General features: G+C 72.5%; 15 protein-coding genes. 6 read left to right on the top strand and 9 right to left on the bottom strand.

The features are described from left to right. Positions 1-70: 70 nt before the first annotated feature. The 4 genes from ABT053_RS29690 to ABT053_RS29675 form a co-directional block, all read right to left on the bottom strand. Complete coding sequence (locus ABT053_RS29690) at positions 71-625, bottom strand: NUDIX domain-containing protein (protein WP_350973326.1); 555 nt, start codon at positions 623-625, stop codon at positions 71-73. Then, the gene (locus ABT053_RS29685; protein ID WP_350973324.1) at positions 622-972 is read right to left on the bottom strand and encodes a DUF952 domain-containing protein; all 351 of its coding nucleotides are present in this window, start codon (positions 970-972) and stop codon (positions 622-624) included. Before ABT053_RS29685 ends, ABT053_RS29690 begins: the two co-directional genes overlap by 4 nt. A 221-nt stretch (positions 973-1,193) precedes the next feature. Then, entirely contained in the window at positions 1,194-1,754 is a 561-nt protein-coding gene (locus tag ABT053_RS29680) for a GNAT family N-acetyltransferase (RefSeq protein ID WP_350973323.1), read from the bottom strand. 58 nt (positions 1,755-1,812) lie between these two features. Further along, the gene (locus ABT053_RS29675) at positions 1,813-2,139 is read right to left on the bottom strand and encodes a DMT family transporter (protein WP_350973321.1); all 327 of its coding nucleotides are present in this window, start codon (positions 2,137-2,139) and stop codon (positions 1,813-1,815) included. Between the two features lie 143 nt (positions 2,140-2,282). Between ABT053_RS29675 and ABT053_RS29670 the strand changes: the two genes are divergently transcribed. Next, complete coding sequence (locus ABT053_RS29670) at positions 2,283-3,245, top strand: radical SAM protein (protein WP_350973320.1); 963 nt, start codon at positions 2,283-2,285, stop codon at positions 3,243-3,245. Positions 3,246-3,438: 193 nt separating this feature from the next. Further along, positions 3,439-5,190, top strand: a complete 1,752-nt coding sequence (locus ABT053_RS29665; RefSeq protein ID WP_350973318.1) for an NAD-dependent malic enzyme — start codon at positions 3,439-3,441, stop codon at positions 5,188-5,190. 113 nt (positions 5,191-5,303) lie between these two features. On the opposite strand, the gene ABT053_RS29660 is transcribed toward ABT053_RS29665, so the two are convergent. Continuing rightward, positions 5,304-5,996 carry an HAD family hydrolase gene (locus ABT053_RS29660; RefSeq protein WP_350973316.1) on the bottom strand — a complete coding sequence of 231 codons (693 nt, stop codon included), beginning with the start codon at positions 5,994-5,996 and terminating at the stop codon, positions 5,304-5,306. A gap of 183 nt (positions 5,997-6,179) precedes the next feature. Between ABT053_RS29660 and vanY-N the strand changes: the two genes are divergently transcribed. From vanY-N to ABT053_RS29640, 4 genes are all read left to right on the top strand, one after another. After that, positions 6,180-6,752 (top strand): D,D-peptidase/D,D-carboxypeptidase VanY-N, encoded by a 573-nt coding sequence (vanY-N, locus tag ABT053_RS29655; RefSeq protein ID WP_350973314.1) that lies wholly within the window; start codon positions 6,180-6,182, stop codon positions 6,750-6,752. A gap of 232 nt (positions 6,753-6,984) precedes the next feature. Then, positions 6,985-7,941 (top strand): D-alanine--D-alanine ligase family protein, encoded by a 957-nt coding sequence (locus ABT053_RS29650; protein WP_350973312.1) that lies wholly within the window; start codon positions 6,985-6,987, stop codon positions 7,939-7,941. Continuing rightward, positions 7,938-9,317, top strand: a complete 1,380-nt coding sequence (locus ABT053_RS29645; protein WP_502991886.1) for a UDP-N-acetylmuramoyl-tripeptide--D-alanyl-D-alanine ligase — start codon at positions 7,938-7,940, stop codon at positions 9,315-9,317. Before ABT053_RS29650 ends, ABT053_RS29645 begins: the two co-directional genes overlap by 4 nt. Before the next feature lie 128 nt (positions 9,318-9,445). Further along, entirely contained in the window at positions 9,446-10,138 is a 693-nt protein-coding gene (locus ABT053_RS29640) for an aspartate/glutamate racemase family protein (protein ID WP_350973311.1), read from the top strand. Between the two features lie 224 nt (positions 10,139-10,362). Here ABT053_RS29640 and ABT053_RS29635 read toward each other — a convergent pair whose 3' ends face one another. From ABT053_RS29635 to ABT053_RS29620, 4 genes are all read right to left on the bottom strand, one after another. Continuing rightward, positions 10,363-10,848, bottom strand: a complete 486-nt coding sequence (locus ABT053_RS29635) for a GerMN domain-containing protein (protein WP_350973310.1) — start codon at positions 10,846-10,848, stop codon at positions 10,363-10,365. Continuing rightward, positions 10,845-12,413, bottom strand: a complete 1,569-nt coding sequence (locus tag ABT053_RS29630) for an ATP-binding protein (protein WP_350973309.1) — start codon at positions 12,411-12,413, stop codon at positions 10,845-10,847. The genes ABT053_RS29635 and ABT053_RS29630 overlap by 4 nt, the downstream gene beginning before the upstream one ends. A gap of 7 nt (positions 12,414-12,420) precedes the next feature. Continuing rightward, positions 12,421-13,095 carry a response regulator gene (locus ABT053_RS29625; RefSeq protein WP_350973306.1) on the bottom strand — a complete coding sequence of 225 codons (675 nt, stop codon included), beginning with the start codon at positions 13,093-13,095 and terminating at the stop codon, positions 12,421-12,423. A gap of 225 nt (positions 13,096-13,320) precedes the next feature. Continuing rightward, on the bottom strand, positions 13,321-14,526 hold the full coding sequence (locus tag ABT053_RS29620; protein ID WP_350973304.1) for a L,D-transpeptidase: 1,206 nt from the start codon (positions 14,524-14,526) through the stop codon (positions 13,321-13,323). Positions 14,527-14,812 lie beyond the last annotated feature (286 nt).

Genomic DNA, 14,812 nt, shown 5'->3' with positions numbered 1-14,812 from the left:
TCAATCGGTTTTCGGCTTCTGAGCCGAAAACGGCGGCTTCGGACTTGAAAACGGCGGCGGGGCCGGTCCCTCAGGGCGCCCCGCGCAGCAGGAGCATGGCGTAGGCGGCGATCGAGTTGCTGTCGGTGATGGCGCCGTCCAGGATCATCCGCTCGAACTCGGCGCGCGACACCCAGTCCTGGCGCATGTCCTGCTCGGTGTGCTCGCGCTCGTGGGCGCCCGGGGTCAGGCCGGTGGCGAGGAAGATGTCGTAGTTCTGGCCCGTCGTGCCGTGCGCGTTGTCCAGGCGTCCCAGGTGGGTCATCGAGGTGGCGCGCAGGCCGGTCTCCTGGGTGAGCTCGGTGTGGGCGGTGACCAGGGGCGAGGGGCTGTCCTTGACCCCGCCCTGGGGGAAGTTCCAGGTGCGGCGCCCCACCGGGTAGCGGTACTCCTCCACGAGGTGGAACCCGTCGTTCTCCATGGGCATGACGATGGCGAAGTCCGGCACGTCCACGACGCCGTAGATGCCGTGCGAGCCGTCGGGGCGCTCGATGCGGTCCTCGCGCACGCTGATCCACGGGTTGGTGTAGACGACCAGGGAGTCGAGGGTGCGGATCGTTGGTCCGGATCCGGATACGTCGGTCATGCGCGGAGCCTACTGAGCGGGCCGGGGCCGGGCGGGGTGAACGGCTGGACGGCGGTCACCGCGCTGACCGGCAGCGGCCCGTAGATGTGCGGGAACGCCTCGGGCGAGTCACCGGGCACCTCCTCCATGCGGACGTCGAGCCCGGAGGGGTCGACGCTGAGCAGCACGAGGGGGTCGGTGACGTCGCCGTAGAAGCGCTCCACGACCCCGCGCAGCTGCTCGTGGTCGGCGCAGGCGTGGATGAAGCCGACGTCGTCGAGGGAGTGGCCGATCGTGGAGACGCGGTACTCCCCCGCCTGACGGGCGGCGTCCCAGTCGGAGGCCAGGGCGAGATGCAGAATGGTCATCGGATGACATGGTGCCCTGCGCGCGCCCGTCGTTCAACCGGAGGTTCGTCGTCGGGGACTCGATCGGGTGCGCGGCCGGGCCGGTGCCGCGAGGTTCACCAGCGGTCCCCGGGTTCGCCGCCCGTCCGGTCCGGCCGTACGGTCCGCTCGTCCGGTCCTCCCGTACGGTCCACTCGTCCGGTCCGGCCGTATGTCTCAGCGGTACGGCTCAGCGGTACGGTTCAGCGCCGGGCGTGCCACTCGCGTCGCAGGATGGCGTAGACGAGCTCGCTGGTCCACTCGCCCTTGACGATCTCGTTGTCGACGAAGCGGGCCTCGCGGCGCATGCCGAGTTTCTCCAGCACCCGGGCCGAGGCCTCGTTGCGGGCGTCCAGGCGTCCGGTGACGCGATGCAGGTCCAGGCCGTCGAAGGCGAGCCCCAGCATGACACGGGCGGCCTCGGTGGCGTATCCCCTGCCGTGGTGGCCGGGGTGGAAGACGTAGCCGATCTCGCCGGAGCGGTGCGCGCGGCTGTGCCAGACGAGGAGGACGTCGCCGAGCAGCTCGCCGGTGGCGGCCAGTTCCACCGCCAGGGTGAGGGACTGTCCCTCCTCCAGCAGCGCCGTCTCGCCGATCTTCCTTTCCAGCGCCTCGCGGGTCTGCTCGCGGTCGCGCGGCTCCCAGTACAGGTAACGGGCGACCTGGGGCAGGCGGTGGATGGCGTACAGGGCGTCGAGATCGGCCGGGGTGTACGGGCGCAGGATCAGGCGTTCGGTCCGGATGGGATAGGAAGGCTTCAGCACCGGCCCAGATTAGGACGAACGCCGCGTGATGGGCGAAGTGTTTTATCGGGGGCGGGGCTCAGTGGGCGCTCCCGGCCAGGTTGAGCACCACGACGCCGCCGATGATCAGGACGATGCCCGCGATCTTGGCGAGGCTGATCGTCTCTCCGAGGAAGAGCACGCCGATGACGGCGATGGCGGCGGTGCCCGCCCCGGCCCAGACCGCGTAGGCGACGCCGACCTCCATCTGCATCTTGAGCGCCTGGGCCAGCAGGACGAACGCGGCGACGTAGCCGACGACGACGAGGACCGACCAGCCCTTGTGGGCGAATCCGTCGCTCAGCTTGAGCGCGGTGGTCGCCACGAGCTCCGCGATGATCGCCCCGGCCAGGATCAGCCACGCCATGATTCCCCCACTCCCCAGAAAACGGGCATAAACCTACCATTTCCCTTGATCGGGGACGGTCCGGCCCTCCCGGAGCGGGGCCGTCCGGCGCCACGACCTGCCCGGCTTGCGAGCGGTGTCGAAAGCGTGTTCCACTGGGCCGCATGCCATGGGACGCGCCCGCCCTGCTCGACGCGCCGCCCGACGTCAGGCCGCGCATCGAGCGCTCCGCGCTGACCAGGGTCCACGGGGCTCTGACCTGCTACGAGGTGCAGGCGCGCACCGCGCTGGACCGCACCCCCGAGGGGTGGGCGGTCAGCCCCTACCGGGGATGCGCCCAGGCCTGCCGTTACTGCTCGGTGCGCCGGGGGCACCGCTACCTGGGGCTGAACGCCGAGGGCGACTTCGACTCCCGGATCGTGGTGCGCACCAACATCGTACGGAAACTGCGCGGGGAGCTGAGGTCGCGCTGGGACGGCGAGCACGTCACCGTGGGGGTGGGGGGCGACTGCTACCAGGGCGCCGAGGACGTCTACCGGCTGATGCCGGGCCTGGTCGCCGCGTTGCGCGAGGCCGGGGCGCCGTTCACCGTGTTCACCAAGAGCCGGTTGATCCTGCGTGACGCCGACCTGCTGGCAGCCACCCCGGGGGCCGGGGTGGTGGTCTCGATCGCCTTCGTCGACGACCGGATCCGCCGCAGCGTGGAGCCCGGCGCCCCCAGCGCGCAGAAACGCCTGGAGCTGGTCGCCGAGCTGAACGAGCGGGGGGTGGCGTGCGGGGTGGCGATGGCGCCGATCCTGCCGCTGCTGACCGACTCCCCCGACCAGCTCGCGGCCACCGTGCGCCGCGTCGCCGACGCCGGGGCCGTCAGCCTCGTCCCGCACGTGCTGCGCCTGCCCCCCGGCGCCCGCGAGTGGTACCTCGCCTGGCTGGGTGAGCACCATCCGGCGCTGGCGCCTCGCTACGCCGAGCTGTACGGCAAGGGCTCCGACGCCGAGCCCGGCTACGTGCGCGGCCTGACGGGCCAGGTGTCGCGGCTGGCGGCCCGCTACGGGATGGGCCCGGCGCGGCCCGAGCAACCCCTGCCCCTCGCCCTGCCCCGTCAGGCCCAGCTCTCCCTCCTCTGAGCCCCTCTGAATCCACGTGAGTCCCTCCGAGTCCCCTGAGCCCCAAAAGGGGCATTTCTCTAAAAAGGTGCAGTGAGCGGCAAAGGGAATCTTTGTTCTGATTGTGGCGTTCGCCGGTGCGCCCTGGGGAGGGCATAGCGCGTACGGGCCCGCACACCGGGCGGCCGGACGACGGCGACGAACGGGGACGACCATGGGCAGTGCGATGGCGCCGGGCAGGAGACGGCGGGCCACTCGGACGCGCCGGGGCTTCGTGGAGAACCCCGACGGAAGCTACGCCACCTCCGGGCGCGGCCTGGAGGTCCTGGACAACCCGCTGCTGAACAAGGGCACGGCCTTCACCCCGGCCGAACGCGAGGAACTGGGCCTGGACGGGCTCCTGCCCGCGGCGGTCGAGACGCTGGAGGAGCAGGCGCTGCGCGCGTACACGCAGTATCTGGCGCAACCGGACGACCTGCGCAGGAACATCTACCTGACGGCGCTGCAGGACCGCAACGAGGTGCTGTTCTACCGGCTGCTGAGCGATCACCTGTCGGAGATGCTGCCGGTCGTCTACGACCCGACGATCGCTCAGGCGATCGAGGGATACAGCCACGAGTACCGCCGCCCCCAGGGCCTCTACCTGTCGGTCGACGACGTGGCGGGCATCGAGCGGGCCTTCTCCAACCTGGGCCTGGGAGCGGGCGACGTCGACCTGGTCGTCGCCTCCGACGCCGAGGAGATCCTCGGCATCGGCGACTGGGGGGTGGGCGGCGGCGCGGGCATCGCCGCCGGAAAGCTCGCCGTCTACACCGCCGCCGCCGGGATCGACCCCGCCCGGGCCGTCGCCGTGGCGCTGGACGTCGGCACCGACAACGAGAAACTGCTCGACGACCCCCTCTACGTCGGCAACCGGTACCCGCGGGTGCGGGGGCGGCGCTACGACGACTTCGTCGACGCCTACGTCTCCGAAGCCACCGGCCGCTTCCCCGGCGCGATGCTGCACTGGGAGGACTTCGGCCCCTCCAACGCCCGGCGCATCCTGGAGCGTTATACCGGCCGCCTGCCCACCTTCAACGACGACATGCAGGGCACCGGCGCGATCGTGCTGGCGGCCATGCTGGGCGCCGCCCGCGTCTCGGGCACGCCCATGCGCGACCAGCGGATCGTCGTCTTCGGCGCCGGTACGGCGGGCATCGGCATCGCCGACCAGCTGCGCGACGCGATGACGCGCGACGGCCTGGAGGCCCGGGAGGCCGTCCGCCGGATCTGGGCGGTCGACCGGCAGGGCCTGCTGACCGACGACATGTCGGGCCTGCGCGACTTCCAGACCCCCTACGCCCGCCCGGCCCCGGAGGTCGCCGGCTGGCTCAGGGACGCCAAGGAGAACGGGATCGGGCTGGCCGAGGTCGTCGGCCGCGTCCACCCGACCATGCTGCTGGGCACCTCCACCGCGCACGGCGCCTTCACCGAGGAGATCGTCCGCGCCATGGCCGCCGCCGTCGAGCGGCCCGTCGTCTTCCCCATCTCCAACCCGACCAGCCGCGTCGAGGCGATGCCCGAGGACCTGATCCGCTGGACCGGAGGCCGGGCCCTGGTCGCCACCGGCATCCCGGTCGCCCCCGTCACCCACGACGGCGTCACCCACGTCATCGGCCAGGCCAACAACGCCCTGCTGTATCCGGGGCTGGGACTGGGGGTGATCGTCTCGCGCGCCCGGCGGGTCAGCGACGGCATGCTCCAGGCCGCGGCCGAGGCGGTCGGCTCGCTGGCCGACGTCTCGGCTCCCGGAGCCTCCCTGCTGCCCCCGGTCGGCGACCTGCGGGAGGTCTCGGCCACCGTCGCCGTCGCGGTCGCCCGCCGGGCCGCCGCCGAGGGACTGGCCCGTGTGGACCTGCCCGATCCCGTCCGGCAGGTGCGGGACGCGATGTGGCAGCCGTGCTACCGGCCGGTCAGGAGAGCCTGACGGCGGCCGCCCGCCACCGTCAGCGGCGAGGCCCTCCACGACGAGCCCCTCCACGACAGGGGCGTCGACCCCGACGCCTCACCCTGCCCGGGGTCACCCGAGGCCGCCGTCCCTCAGAAGTGGTCCAGCAGCTCGGGGAACCTGTCCAGCCGCAGCACCCGCTCGTCGCCGGGGTCGAGGTCGCTCTGCTCCAGCGCCCAGGTGTGGTCGTTGGGGATGAACACGGCGTTCATCCCCGCCTGCCGGGCCGGAAGGATGTCCGACTTCGGGGAGTTGCCGATCATCCAGGTCGTCGCGGGCGCCAGCGCGTGCTCGCGGGCCAGCCACCGGTAGGTGCCGACGTCCTTCTCCGCCACGATGTGCACGTCGCGGAAGTGGTGGGCCAGCTGTGAGGCCTCCAGCTTGCGCCGCTGCTCGTCCAGGTCGCCCTTGGTGAGCAGGAGCAGCTCGTGGCGCCCGCCCAGGGCCGTGAGCGTCTCGGCGACGCCCTCGACCAGCTCCACCCGGCGCTCCACGAGGGCGAGGGCGAGCTCGTCGATGCGGCGGCGCTCGGCCGGGGTCGCCGGGCGCTCGCTCAGCCGCTCGAAGCACTCGCCGAGGCTGCGCAGGAACATCGTGCTGCCGTAGCCGTGGGTGACGGCGTTGGCCGCCTGGATGTCGTCGAGGACGGCGCGGATCTGGGCCCGCTCCAGGGTCGGATGCGCCAGCCAGTCGAGGAAGTCCTCGACGACCCGCTCGAACAGCACGTTGTTCTCCCACAACGTGTCGTCGGCGTCGAAGATGAGCACCTGCTCCCGCAGCCTCACGCGGTCCTCCCCCGAGAACGTCCTCACCGGCCGCGCCCACCGCGCCCGCCGTCGTGTCCGCCGCACACGGTACCGCGCCCGGTGGGGCGGGCGCGGCCCCTTTTTCCGCGCCTTTCCCGCCGTCGGGAAACGGTGACGAACGGCGGACGGCGCGCGCACATCCGGCGCCGATCGTGGTTCGTCATGAACGAGCCACGCACGATCCCCCCTCGGCCCCGCGACCGGCTGTACGCCGCGGTCACGCTGGTGCTCGCCGTGTTCCTGCTGCCCGTGGCGTTCGCCCGCCGTCCCGGCCGTGCCCGCGAGCTGGCCTGCCGCTGGGCGTTGCGCACGCGGTTCCCCGCCGAGGACCTCACCGGGCTCAGCGACGGCGCCCTGGCGGCGTTCACCGCGGCGCGCACCCGGGCGCTCTGGCGTCACGGACAGCTCGTCGGCCTCACCTCGGGATACCGCGACCCCCACGTCCAGCAACGGATGTTCGACGAGGAGGTGCGCCGCTGCGGCTCCCCGGCGCTGGCGCGCATGCTCGTGCTGCCACCGGCGGAATCCGGCCACGTCAAGGGCATCGCGCTGGACGTACGCCCCCACGAGGGCGCGCGCTGGCTGGAGGAACACGGCGCCCGCCACGACCTGTACCGCATCTACGACAACGAGTGGTGGCACTTCGAGTACCGCCCGGACCGCGGCGGCAGGCCACCGCGACGGCGGCCCCACCCCGGCGTGGACCACGTCGGTGAGTACACGGACCGGCTGTAGCCCGGCGAGGACGACCGGCTCGCCCCGCGTCCGGGCTACAAGACCGCCGAGCCGAGCCGAGCCGAGCCGGGACGAGACGAGACGACGGCGGGCGGCGCGACCGTGACACGACCATGACACGGCGCGGACCGGGCGAGGACACGGCCGGTCGACAGTGGACGAGGCCGACCGGCGCCTGTTCCCCCGCGGCGGGCCCGGCCGTCTCCGTACCCCCGAGGAAGGCAGAGCGATCGTGACCGAACGCTTACGCGTGGCCGTGCTGGCCGGTGGGCCGTCCGCCGAGCACGAGGTGTCGCTGCAGTCGGCGCGGGCCGTGCTCGACGCCCTGCCGAGGGATCTGTACGAGCCCGTCCCCGTCATCATCGACCGGCGGGGCAGGTGGCCGGTGGACCTGCGGCACGATCCGCCGGACGTGGTCTTCCCCGCGCTGCACGGGCCGTTCGGCGAGGACGGCGTCCTCCAGGGACACCTGGAGACGCTGGGCGTCCCGTACGTGGGCTGCGGCGTCATGGCCTCCGCCGTGGCCATGAACAAGGTCGCGATGCGGCGCGCGTTCCTGGCGGAGGACATCCCGGTCACCCCACATGTGTGGTTCACCGAGCACGAATGGCGCACCACCACCGACCACTGGGCCCTGGTGAAGTCGCTCGACTGGCCGATGTACGTCAAGCCCGCCGGCATGGGCTCCTCCATCGGCATCTCACGCGTCACCTCCATGGAGGAGCTGCGCGCGGGCGTGGACCTGGCGCTGACCTACGACCGGGTGGTCGTCGTCGAGCGGGGCGTGACCGCGCGCGAGATCATCTGCGGCGTGCTCGGCGACCACGACACCCCGGACGCCTCGGTGCCCGGCGAGCTCATCGTGCCCGGCGACTGGCTCGACTACGAGGCCAAGTACCTCAGCCGGGCCGAGATCGCCGCCATCCCCGCCACGCTGCCGGAACGGGTGGCCGAGGACGCGCGCGAGCTGGCCCTGCGCGCCTTCCGGGCGATCGGCGGCTACGGCCTGTCCCGTGTCGACTTCCTCTACGAGGAGGACACCGGACGCCTGTACGTGCTGGAGATCAACACCATGCCCGGCTTCACCTCCCGTTCCGTATACGCCAGGGCCTGGGCCGCGAGCGGTGTCCCCTACCCGGACCTGCTGCGCCGCCTCATCGACCTCGCGTTCGCCAGGAGCGCCTCGTGATCCCCATGACGCTGGACGAGATCGCGCGGGTCGTCGGCGCGCGCCTGCACGACGTACGCGACCCGGAAGCACTGGTGACGGCGCCCTCGGCGGTCGACTCCCGCGAGGTGGTGCCCGGCGGCCTCTTCGCCGCGACGGCCGGCGCCCGCGCCGACGGTCACGACTACGCGGCCGGGGCCGTCGCGGACGGCGCCGTCGCCGTGCTGGCGTCCAGGCCCGTCGGCGTGCCCGCCCTCGTGGCCGAGGACGTCCAGCTCGCGCTCGGCCTGCTCGCCGGGCACCTGCTCGGCCGCATCGGCCCGGCCGTGATCGGCCTGACCGGCTCGGTGGGCAAGACCACGACCAAGGACCTGCTGGCCCAGGTGCTCGAACGGCACGCCGCGACGGTCGCCACCGACAGGTCGTTCAACAACGAGCTCGGGCTGCCGCTCACCGTGCTGCGCGCCGACGCCACCACCCGGTACCTGGTGCTGGAGATGGGCGCGGGCCGCAAGGGCGACCTGACGTACCTGACCGGGATCGCACCGCCCCGGGTCGGGCTGGTGCTCAATGTCGGCACCGCGCACGTGGAGCGCATGGGAACCGGGCCCGCCGACGTGGCCGAGGCCAAGGGCGAGCTGGTCGAGGCCCTCCCGGCGGACGGGTTCGCCGTGCTCAACGCCGACGACCCGTACGTCCTGGGCATGGCCGCTCGCACCAGGGCCCGGGTCCTGCTGTACGGCCGGTCGGCGGAGGCGCGGGTGCGGGCCGAGGACGTGCGGACGACCGGCCGCGCGCGGGCCGCGTTCGAGCTGGTCACGCCCTCCGGCCGCGCCCCGGTCGAGCTCGGCCTCATCGGCGAGCACCAGGTGGGCAACGCCCTGGCCGCCGCGGCCGCCGCCACCGCGCTCGGCCTGGGCGCCGCCGAGATCGCCGACGGGCTGAACGCCGCGCGGCGGCGCTCGGCGGGCAGGCTGGAGATCGTCGAACGGCCCGACGGCGTCACCGTCGTCGACGACGCCTACAACGCCAGCCCCGAATCCATGCGGGCCGGGCTGCGGGCGGTGCGGGCCCTGGCCGGCACCCGCCGTACCGTCGCCGTGCTCGGCGCGATGGGACAGCAGGCCGACGCCTCCCGCGCCCGGCACGCGGAGATGGGCCGGCTCGTCGCCGACCTCGGCTTCGACGTGCTGATCGCGGTCGGGGCGGGAGATCCGCTCGCGATGGCGGAGGCGGCGGAGTCCGCGGGCCGGGACGTGGCCGTCCACACCGCCGAGGACGTGGCCGAGGCCCTCAGGCTGGCCACCGCGCTCCTCGAACCGGGAGACGTGGTGTTCGTCAAGGCCTCCAGCGAGATCGGGCTCGGCGCCTGCGCCCGCGCGCTGGCCGGCACCTGACCGCCGACACGCCATCGAGGGCCGAGGGGATCGGGTGGATCGGCCGGACCCGGCCGGGCCGGTGGCGGCACCGTGGCCGGCACAGGCCGCCGAAACGTAAGAACATCGAAACGTCGGAACGGGGTTCCATGCGCACCATCGGTCTCATCGGCGGGCTGAGCTGGGAATCGACGATGATCTACTACCAGGTCATCAACCAGCGGGTACGAGAGCGACTCGGCGGCAGCCACTCCGCCAACAGCCTCATCTGGTCGGTCGACTACACGACCGTCGAGGACCTCGTCTTCGCCGGCCGCTGGGACGAGGTGAGTACGCTGCTGGCCGACGCGGGCGGGAAACTGGAGGGTCTCGGCGCCGAGGTCCTGCTCGTCTGCAGCAATACCTTCAGCCGGGTGAGCGACGACGTGGCGCGGGCCGCGAGCGTGCCCGTGCTGCACATCGCCGACGCCGTGGGCGCGGAGGTCCGCGCCAGGGGGATGCGCAAGGTCGGCCTGCTGGGCACCCGCTTCACCATGGAGCAGCCCTTCTACCGGGACCGGCTGGCCGCCCACGGCTTCGACGTGGTCGTCCCGGGGCGCGAGCGGCGGGAGCTGGTCCATCGCGTGATCTTCGACGAGCTGGTGCGCGGGGTGCTCCGGGAATCCTCCAGGGACGCGTACGCCCAGATCATCGCCGATCTCGCGGCCGACGGGGCCGAGGGCGTCATCCTCGGCTGCACGGAGATCGAGCTCCTGATCACCGAGAAGGACACCGCGATCCCGCTGCTGCCGAGCGCCCGGCTGCACGCGGAGGCGGCGGCCGGTTTCGCACTGACCGGCTGACCGGCCTCGCACTGACGGCCTGACGGCCTGACCGGCCTCGTACTGACGGGCCGACCGGCCGGCGCGCCCTCGGTCGCGCTCTTTCGGGGCTTTCGGGGCTTTCGCGGCGTGCGGTCGCCGCTCCGGGCGTCACCCGTGTCCGGTGCCCCCCGCTCCCCGCGCGGCCACCCCGCCTCGCCACCGCCGGCGGTCGTACGTTCCACCTGATCCGCCCGGGGTGACCGTCACCCCGGGCAGGTCCGGGGGCCGACGCTCTGCCCGGCACCGACGACGGTGACCTGGACCCTGCTTTCCGGCACCGTGGCGGCGGCCGTGCACACGATCTGCCGGACGGCCAGTGCGGACAGCTCGCCGGCCGGGATGGACAGGGTCACCACCACGTGGCCGGCCGGTCCGGCGGTCACCGAGAACGGGCCGGCCTCGGGCGGGACGTCGGTGCCGAATCCGTTCGCCCGTTCCCCGGCGGTGGGTCCGTCGGCCAGCAGCGCGAGCGTGCCCGCAGGGAGCATCGGAAGATCGGTGGGCCGCGTCACCGCGCTGAGCCGGTCGTTCCTCACCAGGTAGAGGGTGATCGTCGTGGGTGGCGCGACGCGTCCGCTCGGCGGGTCGCCCGCGAGGATGACGTCGCTGGGCCGCACGCCGCAGCCGGTCACGGCGACGAGCGACACGAGGCCCGCGGCGAGCGCGCGGCAGGCGGGTCCGGTCCTCATTCGAGGCCTCCGTCCGGATCGGGTGACCGGGGTGGCGTGAACACAGCGCCTCCGTCCGGATCGGGTGAGTGGGGTGGCGTGAACACAGCGCCGTCGTCCGGATCGGGTGACCGGCGCGGCAGGCGCAGCGTGAACACGGCGCCGCCGTCCGGGGCGTTGGTGACGGTGAGGTCGCCTCCGTGCAGGCGCGCGTTCTCCCGCGCGATGGCGAGGCCCAGGCCGCTGCCCTCGGACCTGGCCCTGGCCGCGCTGGCCTTGTAGAACCGGTCGAACACGTGCGGCAGCACCGCCTCGTCCAGCCCCGGTCCGTGGTCGCGGACCTCGAGAGAGATCCGGTGCGGGTCGGCGCGAAGCCGTACCGACACCGGTGGCTCGCCGTGCCGCAGGGCGTTGCCGACCAGGTTCGCGAGGATGACGTCCACCCGGCGCGGGTCCAGCCGCGCCGTCACCCCGGACGGGACCTCGGTGCGCACCCGCTCCGACCAGCCCCGGACGCGCAGGGTCGCGCGCACCAGTTCGGCCACGTCGATCTCGTTCGGCGCGAGGGCCGCGGCGCCGGAGTCGAACCTGCTGATCTCGATGAGGTCGTTCACCAGAGCGGTGAGGTTGAGCGTCTCCCGGCTGACCAGCCTGGCGGCCCTGCCGGCGGGCTCGGGCATCCGGGCCGCCTCCCCGTCGAGGACGTCGGCGACCGCGGTGAGCGCGGCCAGCGGGGTGCGCAGCTCGTGGGACACGTCGGCCACGAACCGGCGGGCGTCGGCCTCCATCTCGCGCAGCTGCCCGACGAGCCGTTCCAGCTCCGCGGCGGTGTCGTTGAACGTGCGCGCCACGTCGGCCAGCTCGTCGGAGCCGCGCACCGCGATCCTGGTCCGCAGCTCGCCCTCGCCCAGCAGGCGTGCCGCCCGGCCGAGCTCGCGCACCGGGCCCAGCACGCCACGGGTGGCGAGCAACGCCAGGAGGACCGCGAACGCCAGGGCCACCCCGCCGATGGCCCAGGCGCGGGCGGCGAGCGCGTCGATGCTGCGCTGTTCGGGAAGCAGGCTGCGCACGCTGTAGACCTCGATGCCGGACACCCGCGTCGTCCGGTCCTCCTTTATGATCATCAACGGCATGCCGATGATCAGGCCGGGCTCGCCCTGCCACACCACCCGCTGCCACGCGGTACGGCCGCCGGCCACCGCCTTCCGCATCTCCGGTGAGATCACCCCGAGGTCGGGGATCCGGGCCCTCCCGCCCAGCCTCAGGCGGCCCGGCGACGGGGGCGGGGGCGGAGGGAGCGGCGAGTGCGTCTCGCCGTGGAGGGCGACCGCGAGGCTGTTCTGGTCGGCCGCCGCGGCGGCGATCTCGCCGAGCTCGTCCGGGCCCGGCGTCGCGCTCCGCAACGGGTAGACCGCCCGCAGGCGGCCGGTCATCGCCTCCACCGCGGCGTCCTGGGTCCTCTGCAGGATGGCGTTGCGGGCCTCGACGTAGAGCCCGCCGGTCACCGCCGCCGCGGTGACCACGCACAGCAGCGCGAAGGCGAACAGCAGCCTGGCACGCAGCCCCAGGGCCGGCCGAGGCGTCACCGGCGGTTCACACCGGCCCGAACCGGTACCCGAACCCACGGACCGTCTGCACGTAGACGGGCGCCGCGGAGTCGTCCTCGATCTTCGCGCGCAACCGCTGCACGCACGCGTCCACCAGGCGCGAGTCGCCGAAGTACCCGTGCTCCCACACCGACTCCAGCAGCTGCTGGCGGCTGTGCACCCGGCCCGGCGTGCCGGAGAGTTCGAGCAGCAGGCGCAGCTCGGTCGGGGCGAGGTCCACCGGCACGCCGTGTTTGGCGACCACGATCCCGGCCCGGTCGACGGTCAGGTCCCCGTGCCGCTCCAGCTCCGCCTGGTCCCGGCCGATCCGCCGGAGCACGGCGCCGATGCGCGCCTCGAGCACCCTGGGCCGCACCGGCTTGACCACGTAGTCGTCGGCGCCCGCCTCCAGCCCGGCCACCACGTCCACGTCGTCGCCGCGCGCGGTCAGCATGATGATCGGCAGCTGGCCGGCGGCCCGGATGCGGCGGCAGACCTCGAACCCGTCCATACCGGGCAGCATCAGATCGAGCACGACGACGTCGGGAGGGTCCGTGCGCAGCCGCTCCAGCCCCTGCTCGCCGGACTCCACCGCGCGCACCCGGTACCCGTGCAGGGTCAGGGCCAGCTCAAGGCCCTCCCGTACGGCCGGGTCGTCCTCGATCAGCAACACCCGCGACACGCCCCCGAGCTTCACAACGCACCCCCGTAACTCCGCCCGTAACCCGTCCGCCGGCCGGCTCCGTCCACTGTCGGCCGGTCGTGTGCCCGCCTCGTCTTCGTCATGTCATGGTTGTGTCACGGTCTCGCCGTCGGCGGCGGACTGGTCACGGGCGGAGGCCGGCACCGGCACGGCGGCGGACGGGACGCCGGGGGACCGCGGGGGGGGACGCGACGGGACGCGGGGTCAGGCCTTGGGCAGGGCGCTGCCCTTGCTCCATTCCTTGAACGACAGCTGCCAGAAGCCCCAGCCGTTGTTCCACTCCATCTCGCGGTCGGTCCCCCTGATGGTGATCACGTCGCCGCGCTGGACCTGGTTGTAGTACCACCTGGCCTGGTCCGGGCGGGAGTTGATGCACCCGTGGCTGACGTTCTGGCGTCCCTGGGCCCACACGTTGTTCAGCGCGTGCACGTACTCGCCGCTGTTGGAGAACCGGACCGCGTGGTTGATCATCAGGTCGTAGTAGCCGGGGTCGCCCTTCTTGCGGCCCGGGGAGATCATGCGCTCGGGGTTGGCCTTGCCCATCGCCAGGTGGACGCCGCTGGTGGTGGTGTACTCACGCGTGCTGGCGTTGCCCGCGCTGATCAGCATGGTCTGCACGACCTTGCCGTCCCGCTTGACGATCATCTTGTGCTTGCGGGTGTCGATCGTGGCGATCTGGGCCGCGCCGATCTGGATGACCTTGGTCATGTCCTTCACGCCGTACATGTCCTTGCCGCCCTGCACGCCCTTGAGCCGGGCGGTGAAGGTCACCTTCTGGTGCGGCTGCCAGAACTTCGCGGTCCGGTAGATCACGGTTGTGTCGTTGATCCACCGCCACGCGCCCTGGACGGGCTTTTGCGCCTTTACCTCCAGGGCCTTCTCCACCCCGGCCTTGTTGGCGATCTGCTGGTTGAAGGTGACGATGATCGGCGCCCCCACGCCGACCTTCTCCCCCTTGATCGCCGGGGTGACGTCCGCCACCTCGAGCTCGTGCTCGGGCTTGAGCGTCTTGAAGGAGCTGGTGGCCGTCGTGCCGTCCACCGCCCGGGCCGACACGGTGTAATCACTGTCCGGCATCATCGGCGTGGAGGAGCTCCACTTCGTGCGCTCGGCGTCGAAGTCGCCTTCCAGCTCCCGGCCGCCGCTCTCCACGGTGACCTCCTCCAACGCGCCGTTGGAGGCCGCGACGACGACCTTCTTGTTCGGGCGCACGGTCTTGCTGCCCTTGGCCGGGCTGATCTTTATCTCCGTCGCGGCCGGGGCGGTGGCCGAAACGGCTCCCGATCCGGCGCCGGGGCCGGGGTCGGCGGAAGCCTGCGGGTCCGCCCCTCCGGAGCAGGCGGTGACCAGCACCGCCGAGGTCGCCAGGGCCAGACCGGCCAGCGGCGTCCTGAGGCGTCGGCTTTCCACGATCAGCACAATTTCTCTCCCCCACTACAGCAAACTGCTCTTAAAACACTAATAGGAGATGCATGGTGACTGAACATGGTTGCGCCTGATTTGGTAACGTTTCGGTCTCTTCCTAAAGTCGAAAAAAGTCAACCGAGAGTCATGAAAAGGCAAAGTGCCCACCTCGTGAGACCGGGCGTAAAAGAGCCGCTCCGGTGAGGCGGGCGCCCGTACGGGCACCGGGCACATGGGCCGCAAGTCGTCGCGCCCCGGCCGCATCAACGGCTCCCCGGGGGTAGGGACGGCC

Origin of the sequence: Streptosporangium sp. NPDC002524 (assembly GCF_040295985.1) — a bacterium.
GTDB lineage: Bacteria > Actinomycetota > Actinomycetes > Streptosporangiales > Streptosporangiaceae > Streptosporangium.
This window is presented reverse-complemented; position numbering and strand designations above follow the sequence as displayed.